A 13,930-nucleotide genomic window follows, 5' to 3' on the forward strand; every position below is an offset into this window, starting at 1 on the left:
GTCTCGGCATTGAATGCCTCGGGATGCGTTTCCGGATAGCACGCCGCGCCGATGCAAAACGCGTACTCTTTGGAAAGCATCGCGATCAGCTCCACAGCGTGCGCGAAGCCGCCCTTCGAAGCGCTGAAAGCTTCTTCTCCCTTTGGAGGGTCGCCGCGTAACGCCATGATGTTTTCGATGTTGGCTGCCGCTAAGTCGTCGAACAGCGTCCGTAGCTCGTCGCGCGTCGCGCCCACGCACGTGACGTGCGCCATGACATCGAGGCAAAGCTCGTTGCGGATACGCTTCGCAAGCTCAACCGTGCGGGCTCGAGTCGAACCTCCTGCGCCGTAGGTAATCGAAACGAAGGCCGGCTGCAAGGTCCGCAGCTGCGCGATCGCGTCGAAAAGCAAGCGCACGCCCTCGTCGTTCCTCGGCGGGAAGAACTCGAAGGAGAAAAACGGCTGCCGCTGCTCGAGCGACTCGGTGATGCGCACTACCTATAATTATCGGAAGCTGGTGGTCACCCCCGCACAAACGACGGCCCAGCCGTCGACGGTGACGAACAGCAACAGCTTGAGGGGCAACGAAACGATCGGCGGGCTCAGCATCATCATGCCGAGACTCATCAAAATACCGGCGACCGCGAGATCGATCGCGAGAAACGGAAGATAGAGAGCCACGCCGATTGCAAATGCACTGCGCAACTCGCCAACCACGAAGGCCGGAATCAGTACGGCAATCTCGGCCGGCGATCGGTGCGCGACGCGTGCGAACAACGCCAGATCTCGTGCGCGCGTCTGCCGGATCATGAATTGCCGTAGCGGTTCGATGGCACGTGCGACAAACGCGCTCTGTGAAAGACGGCCGTGTGCGTACGGCTGCAGCGCATCGTGCTGGATCGCGTGAATCGTCGGAGTCATCACCAGGACCGTCAGAACGATCGCCAATCCTGTAAGGACCATGCTCGGCGGAACCGTCGGCGAGCCGATCGCCGAACGCACCAGCGATAGCACGACGACGATGCGCACGAACGAGGTCGTCATCACTGCGAAAAACGGGACGATCGAAAGCAGCGTTAGGCCGGCCAGCGCATCCAGCGGCAGGGACGCGCGCGTATGCGCGAAGAGGGCGAAAAGATCGTCCACCACGCCATGATGGAGGCCGTAAATTACGCCGGGATGACCGCGAGCGGTCTAGGGGGTTTCGGGGCGGTCGATCAGCTCCGTAATGCGGACGCCGAAATTATCGTCGATCGCCACAACCTCGCCACGCGCAACGAGCTTGTTGTTGACGAGCAGGTCGACGGGACCGCCGGCCAGGCGATCGAGCTCGACAACGGAGCCGGTGCCGAGCTTGAGAATGTCGCGGACATTCATCTTCGCCTTGCCCAATTCAGCAGTCACCTGAAGCGAAACGTTCAGGAGCAGGTCGAGATTTTTGCCGTTCTCCGAAATTCTCATATCAGTTCGTGTACCTTGAAGGCGGATCGGTCGCCGAGCACGCCGCCTTCGCCCGCAGCGATTGGGTCGCGCCCCACGTTCAGCGTCGCGTACGGGCCCACCTTGGTGTCCTGGGGGATCACATCGCCGGGTGTCAGACCCGCAATTGTAAAGATATTGAATGCGGCGAGACTGAGCTGCGCCGAGCACTCGATGGAGCAATCCTCGAGTACCTCAAAACCGATCGTCGGTCCGATTTTCGAGACGTTCTCGCTCACCGCAATACCGATCACGGCATCAAGCGGCGAGGGAAGTCGCAGCTCACAATATGCACGACGCGGCGCCGGAAGTCGCGTTCGAACAACCGCACCGTTGCACGTTCCACGAATCGACGTGAGGCGGTCCGCAAGCTCTGCAACAAAGCGTTCTAAAACGCGCACCTCCATAGCCGAAAGCAGTTTCTCGCATTCCACCGGACTTTCGCCGAACGCACGTCCAACGATGCTTCGAGCGGCTTTCGGTGCAATCACGACGCTCAAATCACCCGCATCGACCGTCATATCGAAAACAAAATTTCCGTCGTAAAGTCTCGCCCATGTCACCGTTTCCAAATGAACGGGCGGGAACGCGTCGACGGCAATAGGCTCGGCGAAGATCTCGGATACGCACGATTCAACGGCCCGAGCGATCGCGTCGATCAAACACAGATCGAACGGTACGCGTCTTTCGAAACGCACGTTCCGTACGCGACCGTCGTTCGCATCTTGCGTCCACACGAGCTCGCGAACGATCACTTGAGTAAGTCGAACGCTCCACGCGCAAACGCGTTTTGCGAGCGTTCGATCGTGCCCAACGCGCGCATCGCGAGGTAGGCATCCTGTAGACGCGAAACGGCAACATCTGCATCAAGCCGCCCTAGTGCACGCCGCTGCGTTTCGATCGGCAAGAAACTTCCGTCGTTCGGCGATCCGACGAACGGAATGGTACTCGTGGGAGCGTGAACGTGCGTCGCATTGATACGCTCGAGACGAGTCCCCGCGGGAAAGCGCGCCAGTGCGACGCGCCCGACGACGACGCGTTCGACGCTCGACTGGCCGGTCTTCGGATCGAACACGGAGCGCGCGTATCCAAACACGCCGTCGGGTTCGACGCGAATGTCTTGCGCTCGCCCTAAGAGCACATCGTTCTTCTCAATCTCCAGCACGCGCGGCACGCCCGACGCATCGCCCTCGACAAATCCAAGCACGGGCGTTCCATCACTGCTCTCGAGAACGCCGTCGCGCACCGCTAGCGCTCCATCGCGCGTGTACGCCGGCCGCGCACCATCACCCGCAACGAAGTACGCATCCGAAGGCAACGCCACCGACAGCGGATCGTTCGTCAGCTCCGCACGCTCCGGCCGCAACGCATCGGAGAAATTCGGCTGCGCACCGCCGGTAAAGACCATGCGCAAATCCTCAGCCCGCCGATCGACATTCTCGATCGCGTTCGCAATCCCAAGATTCATAGTGCGTACCTCACTTGCACCAGCGCCTTTTCCACGGCGTCGCGAATCGCCGGCGGACAAAACGCCACAATCTGCGACCGCCGCTCCCCACGCACGACGTACAGACACACCCGTCCTTGCGGCACGTCGAATACGAACCGTGTCGCCTTGGGCTGCGCCCGCAACCGCGCCACAATGTCGCCGGCTAACGAAGTAAGCTTAGCCCTTCGCTCCCCCGACACTCTCTTCGTAGGGAGGTCAGTCGCGGTGACATTTCCCGACGGACGCTCCAACTTTTTCGGGAGCCATGGATGGCGAAACGAAAAAGTGGGCGAGCAGACTTTTCCACGATGGAAAAGTCGAGCGCTCCGGAGGGGGGTGTTACCGGGCTGAGCGACCGCGCGAGAACAATCGGTTCGCGCAAGGTGCAATGCGTCATACCACGCTTGCGATAGGGCACGGCGATCAACACCCGGCGATCGTACGGCTACAAGGTCGAACTTCGCGGCGACTGCATGCATGATACGCAGTCTAGCGGCGCGATGTTATCGTTTATTGTCCGGTTTTGTACTGTTTATACGTGTCGAGAACGTTCTTGACGTACGATTGCGTCTCGGGATACGGCGGCACGCCGTTATACTTGTCGACGGCTTCAGGACCCGCGTTGTACGCAGCGACTGCGTTCGTGAGATTGCCACCGAAACGATCGAGCAGTGTGCGGAGGTACTTCGTGCCCCCGGCAACGTTCTGCGATGGATCGTAGCTGTTGGTCACGCCGACGTCCGCCGCGGTTTGCGGCATGAGCTGCATGAGCCCTTGCGCGCCGGCGCTCGATGTCGCGTTCGGATCGAATGCTGATTCGTTCGCCATGACGGCGCGGATGAGATCCGGGTCGACGCCTTGCGATGCGCTGTTAGACTGGACGAGCTGCTCGATAGCCGGCGTTGCTTGCGGCTTACCGGCGCCACCCTCTTGACCCGCCATCTGCTGCTGCACCATCGACGCGAAGCGCCCGCTGGGGACGTTCGAGATGGTGGGCGTCGTCGGCTGGTCCTGAGGGTCGACCCCGAAAATCTGGTCGATCCGAGCCTGGATGCGCATAATCCCGGTGTCAAAGTCCATGCTCATATTCTATCGGCAAGGTGGTGGAGCGCGTCTAGGGTCCGAGCGATAAGCTCTGGTTGAGAATCTTGCCGGAGGAACTCCTCGAGGACCGGTTCCAGGGGTTCCGGAGGGGCCAAGCCCAGCTCGCGAGCCTCGCGGGCGCCCTCGAAGCGCGCCAGAGCGGCCCGGACGCGCACCGCGGCGACGAGTTGCAGGGGGTCGACGACGGCCGGCATTGGGCGGCTCAGGCTCGCCGGGACGTCGATCGCCGGGAAGGCCCCCCGCTCGGCCCGCTCCCGTGAGAGAACGAGATGCCCGTCCAGATGCGAGCGGGCAGCTTCCGCGAGGGGATCCGAAGGGTCGGCGACGTCCGAAAGCACCGTTGCGAGTAGCGTCACGGATCCGCAGGTAGTCGCGCCTGCACATTCGCACAACTCCGCGAGCCGCGCATAGACGGTCGGAGGGTAGCCTCCGCGCCCGGGCGGCTCACCACAGGAAAGCGCAATCTCGCGCAAGGCATGTGCATAACGGGCCAAGCTATCCAGGATGATGACGACGTCGAGCCCGCATTCGCGCAAACGGCATGCCTGCGCCATCGCAAGCTCCGTCGCAGCGATTTGCTCGCCGGCGGTGCGATCGGCGGGCGCGCAGACGATTGTGGTGCGCGCGTTCATGATTGCGAAATGCCGCTCCGCTTCCGTGCCGCGCTCGCCGATCAACGCGACCACTACCGCATCCGCCTTTACATCGCGCGCAATTGTCTGAAGCAACGATGATTTTCCGGCGCCGGGCGGACCGAAAATGCCGAGCCGCATTCCGCACGCGAACGTCAGCAATCCATCAATCGCGCGAACTCCGGTCCATAGTGGACGCGAAAATGCGCGTCGCTTCAGGGGTGACGGCGCGACCAGATAACGCGTGATCGAAAAGCGCGAACCGTTCGGCGCGGGCCGGCCATCGAGTGGTCGTCCGATGCCGTCGACCGCGCGTCCGCACAGGCTCGTTCCAAGGACCGTGTAATCGCCAAAATCTTCACGCTCGACGACGTCACCTAACGCTACGCATCGCGCATCGTCCAGGACGGATAACACCGTGCGCGCGCCTTCAACGGCAACGACAACCGCAGCAGCGTTTCGTCCGCGAGCGCGAATCGAAACGCGATCGCAGAGACGAACGCCGCGCAAGTTTGCTTCGATTCGATGGGCCCGAGTCGAGGTAACGCGCCCGCGAACTGCGATCACGCCATTGCCCGTTCGATGGCCGCGTGAAGCCTGCGTCCGAGTGATGCGTCGATTTCCGTGCCGTCCCATTCGATTTTGAGGTCGCCGCGCGAGCTGCTAACGGCGACGTCTTCGAATCCGTACCGTTCTTTGAGCCGGAGCACGATGCGTGCAACGTCGATTGGAGCAAGCAGCAGCTCGCGTCCGATGACTTCGGCCGCAATTTCCTCGAGCAATCGTCGCAGTGCGGCTTCGAATCGTTCGAGCGTCTGTACCCCAAGAAGCCGGTCCTCGGGTTCTTCGTCTTCCGCGACTTCTTCGGGCACTTGCACTTCGGGCAACGGCTGCGCTATTAACGGCGAAATCAGCGGTGATGCGGCGCGACTCTCGCGCAGAATCTCAGCCAGACTCTTGAACTCCGGGCTCATCGGGCGATCGGCTCGGTATCGAGAGCTGCAACGAGGCGAGTCGGCTTACGTGAAAGCCGCGTGACGATTGCGCGACGCACGTCACTCGGATATAGCTCGAGCACGGCAGCCGCAAGCGGCGAGGGCAGGCGCGCAATTATCGCGGCAGCGACGTGCGGTGGTTCGGCGCGTAACATTGCAAAAATATCTTCAGGAGACGCAGCTCCGTTCGAAGGCGTGTCCCGTTCGAGGCGCACACGGCGAACGGCATCGTTCAGAAACGCAAAAGCCGGGCGCGCGGCTACGCGCACGATGACAATGACCATGACTGCGAGTGCGACGCCTGGAAGCGCCTCACCGAGAATGCCCAACGCATAGGCCAAGGGTTGTGGCGCGACGCCGTACGGGCGGTCGAACGCAACCGCTTCGATGGACAACTTATCGCCGCGCCCGGGATTGTAGCCGCTCGCTGCGCCCGCGACCTCGCGGATCTTCTCGATGTCGAGCGAGCGTCGTGCATCGACGATTACCGCGATCGAAATGCGCGCAAGGGTCCCCGCGGCGAGCGTCGTGTGTTCCTCGTGTACGTCGCTTCCGCGATCTTCGGTCGTGGCCCGGCGTGAGTAGCTCTTCTTCTCGCCGCTGAAGCGCTCGTCCAAATCACGGCGCGAGACTGCGGCTCCTAGATCCGGACTGCGTTTGACATCGTGCGACTCCGTTGCTGATGTAGTTCGCTCGACGTGGACGCGTACGATCGTCGCTCCGGTCCCGAAGGCAGCATCAAGTGCGCTTTGCAGCGCAGTCTGGGGGCCGGATTCGTCGTCGTCTTGATGACCGTCGTACGCGCCACGGTCGTCGACCACGGTCACGTGCGCGGAATCGAGACCCGCGACGCCCGAAGCAACGAAGGCGCGAACGGCGTCGAGCGTTGAGTCCGTCAGCGTCTGACCAGGCTCGGCCGTCAGCCGCACGCTCGCACTCGCCGGGGTTGACGGTTCATCCGCGAACACGCCGCTGCGCGCCGGCGCGATAATGACGCGGGCATCGGCAATCCCACCGAGGCCACGCAAACCTTTTTCAAAATCGCCCTCGAGCCCGGCACGCGTTTGGGCATCGAGAATTGCTTGAGGCGTTAGCGTTCCGACACTCGATAGGGCCTCGCTCGTTCCGACGACGTGCGCATGCGGAACGCCGGCGAGCGCAAGACGCGCCAGCAGCGTGCTGCGCTGCTTTGCGTCGACCCGGACATTATCGTGACTCGCCACGAACACGACGCTCCAGGCAGAAAGCTGAGCGTCGACTTCCGCAAGTTGATCCGGCTTGAGCGAGTTTGCAAAGAGCGCGACGCGCGTGTCGCGTCCGAGCAGTGCAATGAGAGCGGCCGCGAGGACAATTGCAAATGCACAAGCACCGAGACCGATGCGGACGCGCGGCTCGAGCGAATTCCAACGCTCGACTAGCGAACCTACATTCACACCTGCATCCCGAGCAACGTCGAAACCGCTTGGGTCGCGCGTCCGGCTGCGACGGCTGCAAGCTGCAGCATCACGTCGGCGCTAGCACGCTCGACCATCATCTCGACGAGGCCACCGCGCTGAACGGCAAAAGCGTGTTCGGCGCGCTCCGCGCGATCTAGCACGGCTCCCGCGCCGTCGAGGACGGTTTGAAACGAGCCCTTCTCGAGCGGAGCGATCGTTGGCGTTTCATCGATGCCGCCGGGCGCGCTATCCGGCTGGAGTTGGCTAACACTCACGGCCGGTCCAGATCGATTGCTCGTTCCGCAATGCGTTTGCCGACATCGAAGATGGACGCGTTTGCCTCGTACGAGCGCTGCGCGTCGAGCATGGAGATCATCTCGGTCAGCGCGTCGACAGGTTCGCTGCTCTCGCGAACATGCGGCTCACCATCGTTATCAAACGGAACGTCGTCTTCGAAGTCGGCGACCAGGCGGTGATATTCGTGTCCCGGAGTCGAGGCTTGCGCCGCGGCGACGTTGCGCGCGGAGAGCTCGAGCAGCGTACGCTGGCGTTCCATCCCTGACGCGCCGGCCGCGAGGATATCGAATTCGCTCACCGTGCCACGATCTTCAGCTCGTTGAGATGCGCACGCAGTGCGCCGAGCAACGCCTCTTCGAAAAGCGCCGTCGTACCGATCTCGGCCATGTGCCGCTCGTCGCCGCCCTGCTGCGCAAGCGACGTTAACCGATCGCGCGCCTGGATTGCCCGCGCCCCCGCCACGGAAAAATCATTTGCTTCCATACGCCGCAGCATACGACGATGTGGATTTCCGCGATGTTGCTCTCCCGTTGTCATGGTGAGCGTAGCTACGCCTCGCATGTCATGGTGAGCGTAGCTGCGCGCAGCGCAGCGTAGTCGAACCACCGCGATGGTCACTAATACTCGCGACGTTTGCGCTGTCCCTCGACTACGCTGCGCTTCGCGCAGCTACGCTCGGGATGACAAAGAGGGGTTCCGACCTCTATCTGATGCGTAGCTCGTAAACGAGTTCGTCTTCCGTTGTTCCGTCGGGCCAGTTTTTTGATTCCGTGCGTACGAACTCGAATCCGAACGGGCGATTCGCCTTTGCGGAGATCTCGTTGCTCACGCGGTGACTGACGACGATCTTCTCGACCTGTGCATGCGCACGCACCCAATCGAGCCGCGCGTTGTAGAGTAGTCGCGAGAACCCGCGCTTGCGATACTCAGGGGCAATATATGACATTGCGAATACCGCAGTTTTCTCACTTGGATCGAGACGCCACGTAAAGGCGGCCGTGATTCCGACGAGCCGCTCGCCATCGAACAAGCCGAAGACTTGCTTCTTCTCGTCGCCTCTAAGCAGCTCGCGCCACTCGTCATCCGTCTGCGCAGACTCCTTGGCGTACGACATCAAGAACACACCCGGTTCGCTTTGCAGCGCGTGAAGCCGCATTGCGCGGAATGGTTCCCATTCGTCCGGGCGCATCGCCCGGATCGTGATATTAGCGCTTACTGAACTGGAAGCGTTTGCGGGCGCGCTTGCGTCCGTATTTCTTCGACTCTTTTTCACGCGGGTCGCGCGTGAGGAGTCCGTTGCGGCGCAAGACTTCGCGCAGCGATTCGTCCATCGAGACGAGCGCGCGAGCGATACCGTGACGCACGGCGCCGGCTTGACCGGCGATTCCGCCGCCTTCCGTCTTAACGACCACGTCGAAACGGCTGAGGCTTTGCGTGACGTCGAGCGGCTGACGAACGATCTGCTTGAGGCTATCGCGCGTGAAATAATCGTCGAGCGGCTTCTTATTGATCGTGATCTGCCCGGAACCCAGCGCGAGTTTTACGCGCGCGACCGAACGCTTGCGGCGTCCGGTACCTAAAAATATATCGTCGTTTGGTTGCATCACGGAAGAGGTTGTGGTTTCTGGGCGTCATGCCCGTGCTCAGCACCGGCGTACACCTTGAGGCGGCGGAGCAGCGAGGCGCGCATCTTATTCGGCGCGAGCATCCCGCGGACGGCCAGCTCAACGAGACGTTCGGGCTTCTTGTCGTGGACTTCGCGCGCCGTCTCAGTCTTCAGGTTGCCCATATACTGGTTGTGGCGGCGATACAGCTTCTGATCCCATTTGCGCCCGCCCAGCTCGACTTGTGACGCGTTCAAGACCACGACATGGTCTCCGTCATCGATGTGCGGCGTCCAGGTCGGTTTATGGCGCCCTGAAAGAGCACGCGCGATGCGAACGGCAAGCGTTCCAAGGCGTGCGCCGGCAGCATCGACGATATACCAGTCGTGCTTCGTTTCTGCGGTTTTCTGCTGATACGTGCGCATGGACAACCAAGGTAGTATACGGACCGGCACCCCTAGCGTCAAGGGGTTGCCTTAAGCACTAGAATAAGCAGTCGCTGGCCGATGATATGAGTCGAACGCGTTGTAGCGCACGCCGGCGAGATACAGTCCACTCGGGGGTGCGGTATAGCCGGCTCGGCGGCGGTCCCTCGAGGCGATGATCCCGGGGATCTCGTCGGGCGGGCGCCGGTGGGTCGCAATTTCGATTGCGGTCCCCATGAGGATGCGGACCATCCGGTGCAAAAATCCCTCGGCGGCGATTCGTACTCGAATGAGCTCACCGTCGCGTTCCACCTCGAACGCATTCACCGTACGTTCGGTCCCACCGAACTCCGGGAGCACGCCGCAGAACGCGAGGAAGTCGTGCGTTCCCACAAATTCTTGGCCGATGCGCGCGAGCAGCTCCTCGTCGATCGGACGATGAACGTGATGGGTCCATCTGCGCAGCACGGCCGAGGGCATCGGGCGATTCAGAATGACGTACTCGTAAATGCGCTCGTACGCATCGAAGCGCGCGGAAAAATCTTTGGCTGCGAAATCCGCTTCGCGAACGCTGATGTCGTGCGGCAGCGTTGCGTTGAGTGCAATCGCTAAGCGCTCGACCGGAAACTGACGCGGCGTTTTAAACGAGACGACTTGGCCCGTCGCGTGAACGCCCGCATCGGTTCGGCCCGCAGCTGCGACCGAGATCTCGGCGTGAAAGAGCGCGCACAGTGCGCCTTCCAACACGCCGGCCACGGTTCGCAGCTGGGGCTGAAATTGAAACCCGTGGAAATCGGTACCGTCGTATTCAACGACGAGGCGATACGTCGGCACCGCTACGGAATCTCTACGCGGGGACCCGGCGAGGAACCGGGCGCTTCTCGTCGAGGTCGAGCAGATCGGCCCACGCGGTTACGTCGGTGCGATCGGGCGCGACTTGTCCGCGCAATTCGAGAAAATACTTCTCGCCGTCGGAGCCGGCAGCCGGACCATAGTCGAGCCATTCACGATTGAACTTTTCGATATCGGCGGCATTCTTCTTCGCGATAGCAGCCTTGAAGAAATCATCCGTTGCCGCGTCGCTCTTCTTGATGGCGTCGAGGAGCGCGTTCCCATCGATGTTCAGGAACTCGAAGAGGTGCTGATCCATCGGGCAATCGTAGCGGTATTCGCCGAGCTTGCCGTCGAGCGACGCTTTGCCTTTGTCGACCGTGCGCGCGACTTGCACCAAACCGAGGTGCTTTTCACGGACGCTGCGTGGATATGAAGTGGTAAGATCCATTGTCACTCCCGTTATCAGAGGTAGGGTTGGCGACGCCTACGACCGGCCTGCGGCGGTGACGGTTTCAGGGGCGGCCAGACCTTGCTCGACGCGTGCCGCGATCTCGAGGAGACGCCCGTCGGCACCCGCCGGCGCGACAATTTGCATCGAGAATGGAAGCTTGGTGGCCGCATCGTCGCCGATCGGCACCGCGATCGCCGGAAGTCCGAAGAAGGTCACGGGCGCAAGCGGTGTCGGGTCACCGGTTGAGCCGAATTCGGGCGCCAGATTCGCGCACGGCATGATGACCGCGTCGACGGAATTGAAGATCCCCGCAATCTCGGGACGCTTCGCTTCACGCCAGGCGCGCAGCGAGCGATACGCCGCATAGTCGATCGCCTTTCCGGTTGCGAGAACCTTCGCAACCCACTCGGGCACCGGCTTACCGGCTAGCCACGCACCCGACGACATCCATGTCTCAGCTGCTTGCAGCCGCGCCGTGTACGACGCTGCTTCTTCAAACGATGCCGGCAACGCAACATCGTTAATGCTCAAGCCGCTTTCGCGCAAGCGCGCGACCGCTCGTTCGATCGCGCTGCGCGTTGCAGGTTCGATGATGTTCGTCATGTAGCCGAGCGCAAGACCGATGCGCGGTGACGACGGCGCACGATCTTCGAGTGAAAAGAGCGCCTCAGCTGCGCGACGCGCGATCGCGACGTCGGCTGCGATGATTCCGATCGTATCGAGCGACGGTGCGCACGGCGCCATACCGACCGTCGGAATACGTCCCCAACTCGGCTTGTAACCGACGACGCCGCAATATGCCGCGGGACGCTCGACCGAGCCGAGTGTTTGCGTACCGAGCGCGAACGGCACATCGCCGGCGCCGACGGCGGCTGCGCTGCCTGCGCTCGAGCCACCGGGTGAACGCGCGGGATCGCGCGGATTGCGCGTTACGGCGGGATCGCGAAACGCAAGCGCGGTCGTGTGCGTCTTGCCGATGGGAATTCCGCCGGCGGCACGCAGCGCCGAAACACACCATGCGTCGACGACCGGCTGATGGGTGAGAAAGTCGACGCCGTACGACGTCGGAAATCCGGCCACGTCGATGATGTCTTTGACGCCGAAGTGCATTCCGCCGAGCGGCAAGTGCGCAAATGATTGTGCCGAAGGCGGCGAGTCATCGCGGACGACCCAAGACAAGTACAGATCGCTGGTCGGCTTTGCCATCACTGTCCATCTCCAAGCGGCCGTTGCAACGGGAAGAGCAAGACATCCCGAATCGATGTATTGTCCGTAAGCAGCATGACGAGTCTGTCGATGCCGATTCCGATTCCGGCGGTTGCGGGCATGCCATATTCGAGCGCGGTAACGAAATCCCAGTCCGGATCGGGGACTTCTTCGTCGCCCCCGGCACGTTCGACGACTTGCGCTTCGAAGCGCGCGCGCTGATCGTCGGGGTCGTTCAGCTCCGAGAACGCGTTCGCTATCTCAAAGTGATGGCAGAACAGCTCGTAGCGGTCGGTTAGGTCGGGATCGCCGGGCAGCCGCTTCGCGAGCGGCGAGAGCACGACCGGATAGTCGTACACGAAGGTGGGATCGAGGAGATGCGGCTCGACGACGCTCTCGAAGATCTTGTCGAGCGAATGCGCGTGTGAGGGCGAGAAACCCAACCCCAGCTCGCCCATGATCGCCTGCGCGCCGTCGGGCGAAAGCAGCCGCTCGCGCGGAAGACCGCCGTATTTTTGCAGCGCTTCGAGAAACGCGATGCGTGCAAAGGGGCGCTTGAACGAAATCTGACGTCCGCGATAGACGAGTGCGTCGCTGCCGTGCACTTGCTCGACGAGATGCGCCATCAGCTCTTCGTTAAATGCCATCATATCGTCTTTGGACCAGTAGGCCGCGTACAATTCGAGCATCGTGAATTCGGGGAAGTGCGTGGTGTCGATGCCTTCGTTGCGGAACGTGCGCCCGATCTCGTAGACGCGTTCGAGGCCGCCCACCACCAGACGCTTGAGATTGAGCTCGGTCGCGATGCGCAAATCGACCTCGATATCGAGCGCATTCATATGCGTCTTGAAGCGCCGCGCCGCTGCCCCGCCGGCAACGTTGAGCAAGACGGGCGTCTCGACTTCGAGAAAATCCCGTGCGTCGATGAAGCGCCGCATCTCGGCGATGATCCGGCTGCGCTTGATGAAGGTGTCGCGCACCTCCGCATTCATGATGAGATCGACGTAGCGTTGCCGGTAGCGTTTCTCAACGTCGACCAGCCCATGCCACTTGTCGGGCAGCGGTGCGAGCGCCTTACCGAGCACGTCGAAGCTCGTCGCGCGTAACGTCAACTCGCCCATCTTCGAGCGAAAGACGTGGCCGCGCACGCCGATCAAGTCACCGCGGTCGAGCGCTGCAAAGGCCGCAAACGGCTCGTCACCCAGCTCGTCCTTCCGTATATAGATCTGGATTTTGCCGCTGCGATCGACCAGATCGGCGAAAAAAGTCTTGCCGGCGCTGCGAATCGACATCAGGCGGCCCGCGAGTGCAAAATCATCCGCCGGCGCTGGGTCGGCGACGGTTAGCTGCGCATAGCGAACCAGCAGGTCGCGCGCGTGCGCGCTAACCTCGTAGCGCAGGGTCGCAAACGGATCGATCCCGTGCGCCCGCAGTTCCGCAAGATTCGCGCGGCGGGCCTTGACGAGATCGGCTTCGCTCACGAAGCTTTCTTGCCGGCTGCCTTCTTCGCCATCTTATTAACGGCTTCGATTTTATACTGAACTTTGCCGCGCGGCGTTTCGACGTCGATCGTGTCGCCTTTGCGTTTGCCGATGAGAGCCAAACCCAGCGGCGATTCATTTGAAAGGCGCTTGTTCGGCGGATCCGATTCAGCCGAGCCGACGATCGAGAAATCGAAAGCGTCGCCGCTTTTGAGATCTTTCACGCGTACGGACGCGCCGAGCTGAACGTCTTCGGAAACCGATCCGGATGCATCGATGAGCCGCGCATTGCGAATCATCTGCTCGATCCGAATGATGCGACCTTCGACGAACGCTTGTTCTTGCTTGGCGTCTTCGTACTCGGCGTTTTCGGAGATGTCGCCAAATTCTTTGGCTTGCCGAATGCGGTCGTTGACTTCCTTACGATGGACCGTCTTGAGTTCGTCAAGCTCAAGTTCGAGCTTTTCTAAGCCCTCTTTTGTAAGGACGATGTCTTTGTCGTTCAACGGAACCCTC

The 13,930-nt window shown here is 61.7% G+C and carries 20 protein-coding genes; all 20 read right to left on the minus strand.

The genetic code is table 11. The features are described 5' to 3' along the window. On the minus strand, positions 1-476 hold a 476-nt coding region (locus VGG22_05945; GenBank protein HEY1727891.1), incomplete at its 3' end, for a methylenetetrahydrofolate reductase. 9 nt (positions 477-485) lie between these two features. After that, a complete protein-coding gene (locus tag VGG22_05950) occupies positions 486-1,127 on the minus strand; it encodes a flagellar type III secretion system pore protein FliP (GenBank protein ID HEY1727892.1) in 642 nt (213 codons plus the stop codon). A 48-nt stretch (positions 1,128-1,175) separates the two neighbouring features. Then, positions 1,176-1,442, minus strand: coding sequence for a flagellar motor switch protein FliN (gene fliN / locus VGG22_05955; GenBank protein ID HEY1727893.1), 267 nt, complete (start codon positions 1,440-1,442; stop codon positions 1,176-1,178). Beyond that, positions 1,439-2,215 (minus strand): FliM/FliN family flagellar motor C-terminal domain-containing protein, encoded by a 777-nt coding sequence (locus tag VGG22_05960; protein HEY1727894.1) that lies wholly within the window; start codon positions 2,213-2,215, stop codon positions 1,439-1,441. The genes fliN and VGG22_05960 overlap by 4 nt, the downstream gene beginning before the upstream one ends. After that, positions 2,212-2,928: a hypothetical protein gene (locus VGG22_05965; GenBank protein HEY1727895.1), complete on the minus strand. Its 717-nt coding sequence runs from the start codon at positions 2,926-2,928 to the stop codon at positions 2,212-2,214. Before VGG22_05965 ends, VGG22_05960 begins: the two co-directional genes overlap by 4 nt. Positions 2,929-3,459: 531 nt before the next feature. Continuing rightward, entirely contained in the window at positions 3,460-4,029 is a 570-nt protein-coding gene (locus tag VGG22_05970) for a lytic transglycosylase domain-containing protein (protein ID HEY1727896.1), read from the minus strand. 2 nt (positions 4,030-4,031) lie between these two features. Further along, positions 4,032-5,252, minus strand: coding sequence for a flagellum-specific ATP synthase FliI (gene fliI / locus VGG22_05975; protein HEY1727897.1), 1,221 nt, complete (start codon positions 5,250-5,252; stop codon positions 4,032-4,034). After that, the gene (locus VGG22_05980; protein ID HEY1727898.1) at positions 5,249-5,659 is read right to left on the minus strand and encodes a hypothetical protein; all 411 of its coding nucleotides are present in this window, start codon (positions 5,657-5,659) and stop codon (positions 5,249-5,251) included. The genes fliI and VGG22_05980 overlap by 4 nt, the downstream gene beginning before the upstream one ends. Continuing rightward, positions 5,656-7,113, minus strand: a complete 1,458-nt coding sequence (locus tag VGG22_05985) for a flagellar M-ring protein FliF C-terminal domain-containing protein (protein ID HEY1727899.1) — start codon at positions 7,111-7,113, stop codon at positions 5,656-5,658. Before VGG22_05985 ends, VGG22_05980 begins: the two co-directional genes overlap by 4 nt. Beyond that, positions 7,110-7,391, minus strand: a complete 282-nt coding sequence (locus VGG22_05990) for a hypothetical protein (GenBank protein ID HEY1727900.1) — start codon at positions 7,389-7,391, stop codon at positions 7,110-7,112. The genes VGG22_05985 and VGG22_05990 overlap by 4 nt, the downstream gene beginning before the upstream one ends. Further along, positions 7,388-7,711 carry a flagellar basal body rod C-terminal domain-containing protein gene (locus VGG22_05995; protein HEY1727901.1) on the minus strand — a complete coding sequence of 108 codons (324 nt, stop codon included), beginning with the start codon at positions 7,709-7,711 and terminating at the stop codon, positions 7,388-7,390. Before VGG22_05995 ends, VGG22_05990 begins: the two co-directional genes overlap by 4 nt. After that, the gene (locus VGG22_06000; protein HEY1727902.1) at positions 7,708-7,950 is read right to left on the minus strand and encodes a hypothetical protein; all 243 of its coding nucleotides are present in this window, start codon (positions 7,948-7,950) and stop codon (positions 7,708-7,710) included. Before VGG22_06000 ends, VGG22_05995 begins: the two co-directional genes overlap by 4 nt. A 166-nt stretch (positions 7,951-8,116) precedes the next feature. After that, positions 8,117-8,602 (minus strand): GNAT family N-acetyltransferase, encoded by a 486-nt coding sequence (locus tag VGG22_06005; GenBank protein ID HEY1727903.1) that lies wholly within the window; start codon positions 8,600-8,602, stop codon positions 8,117-8,119. Positions 8,603-8,618: 16 nt separating this feature from the next. Beyond that, positions 8,619-9,017, minus strand: a complete 399-nt coding sequence (gene rpsI, locus VGG22_06010) for a 30S ribosomal protein S9 (GenBank protein ID HEY1727904.1) — start codon at positions 9,015-9,017, stop codon at positions 8,619-8,621. Then, positions 9,017-9,442: a 50S ribosomal protein L13 gene (gene rplM, locus VGG22_06015; protein ID HEY1727905.1), complete on the minus strand. Its 426-nt coding sequence runs from the start codon at positions 9,440-9,442 to the stop codon at positions 9,017-9,019. Before rplM ends, rpsI begins: the two co-directional genes overlap by 1 nt. 51 nt (positions 9,443-9,493) lie before the next feature. Next, on the minus strand, positions 9,494-10,276 hold the full coding sequence (gene truA, locus VGG22_06020; protein ID HEY1727906.1) for a tRNA pseudouridine(38-40) synthase TruA: 783 nt from the start codon (positions 10,274-10,276) through the stop codon (positions 9,494-9,496). A 13-nt stretch (positions 10,277-10,289) separates the two neighbouring features. Beyond that, complete coding sequence (locus tag VGG22_06025; protein ID HEY1727907.1) at positions 10,290-10,724, minus strand: DUF5069 domain-containing protein; 435 nt, start codon at positions 10,722-10,724, stop codon at positions 10,290-10,292. A gap of 36 nt (positions 10,725-10,760) precedes the next feature. Then, positions 10,761-11,933, minus strand: a complete 1,173-nt coding sequence (locus tag VGG22_06030; protein ID HEY1727908.1) for an amidase — start codon at positions 11,931-11,933, stop codon at positions 10,761-10,763. Further along, on the minus strand, positions 11,933-13,414 hold the full coding sequence (gene lysS / locus VGG22_06035) for a lysine--tRNA ligase (GenBank protein HEY1727909.1): 1,482 nt from the start codon (positions 13,412-13,414) through the stop codon (positions 11,933-11,935). The genes VGG22_06030 and lysS overlap by 1 nt, the downstream gene beginning before the upstream one ends. After that, positions 13,411-13,920 carry a transcription elongation factor GreA gene (greA, locus tag VGG22_06040; protein ID HEY1727910.1) on the minus strand — a complete coding sequence of 170 codons (510 nt, stop codon included), beginning with the start codon at positions 13,918-13,920 and terminating at the stop codon, positions 13,411-13,413. The genes lysS and greA overlap by 4 nt, the downstream gene beginning before the upstream one ends. Positions 13,921-13,930 lie beyond the last annotated feature (10 nt).

This window comes from Candidatus Baltobacteraceae bacterium (assembly GCA_036489885.1).
Classification (GTDB): Bacteria; Vulcanimicrobiota; Vulcanimicrobiia; order Vulcanimicrobiales; family Vulcanimicrobiaceae; genus JAFAMS01.

Excerpts from the sequence above, each read along its gene's own strand:
- VGG22_06025 (HEY1727907.1), bottom strand. The coding sequence starts at position 10,724 with ATGGATCTTACCACTTCATATCCACGCAGCGTCCGTGAAAAGCACCTC.
- rpsI (HEY1727904.1), bottom strand. The coding sequence starts at position 9,017 with ATGCAACCAAACGACGATATATTTTTAGGTACCGGACGCCGCAAGCGT.
- VGG22_05970 (HEY1727896.1), bottom strand. The coding sequence starts at position 4,029 with ATGGACTTTGACACCGGGATTATGCGCATCCAGGCTCGGATCGACCAG.
- VGG22_05980 (HEY1727898.1), bottom strand. The coding sequence starts at position 5,659 with ATGAGCCCGGAGTTCAAGAGTCTGGCTGAGATTCTGCGCGAGAGTCGC.
- fliN (HEY1727893.1), bottom strand. The coding sequence starts at position 1,442 with ATGAGAATTTCGGAGAACGGCAAAAATCTCGACCTGCTCCTGAACGTT.
- VGG22_05965 (HEY1727895.1), bottom strand. The coding sequence starts at position 2,928 with ATGAATCTTGGGATTGCGAACGCGATCGAGAATGTCGATCGGCGGGCT.
- VGG22_06030 (HEY1727908.1), bottom strand. The coding sequence starts at position 11,933 with ATGGCAAAGCCGACCAGCGATCTGTACTTGTCTTGGGTCGTCCGCGAT.
- VGG22_06000 (HEY1727902.1), bottom strand. The coding sequence starts at position 7,950 with ATGACAACGGGAGAGCAACATCGCGGAAATCCACATCGTCGTATGCTG.
- rplM (HEY1727905.1), bottom strand. The coding sequence starts at position 9,442 with ATGCGCACGTATCAGCAGAAAACCGCAGAAACGAAGCACGACTGGTAT.
- VGG22_06005 (HEY1727903.1), bottom strand. The coding sequence starts at position 8,602 with ATGCGCCCGGACGAATGGGAACCATTCCGCGCAATGCGGCTTCACGCG.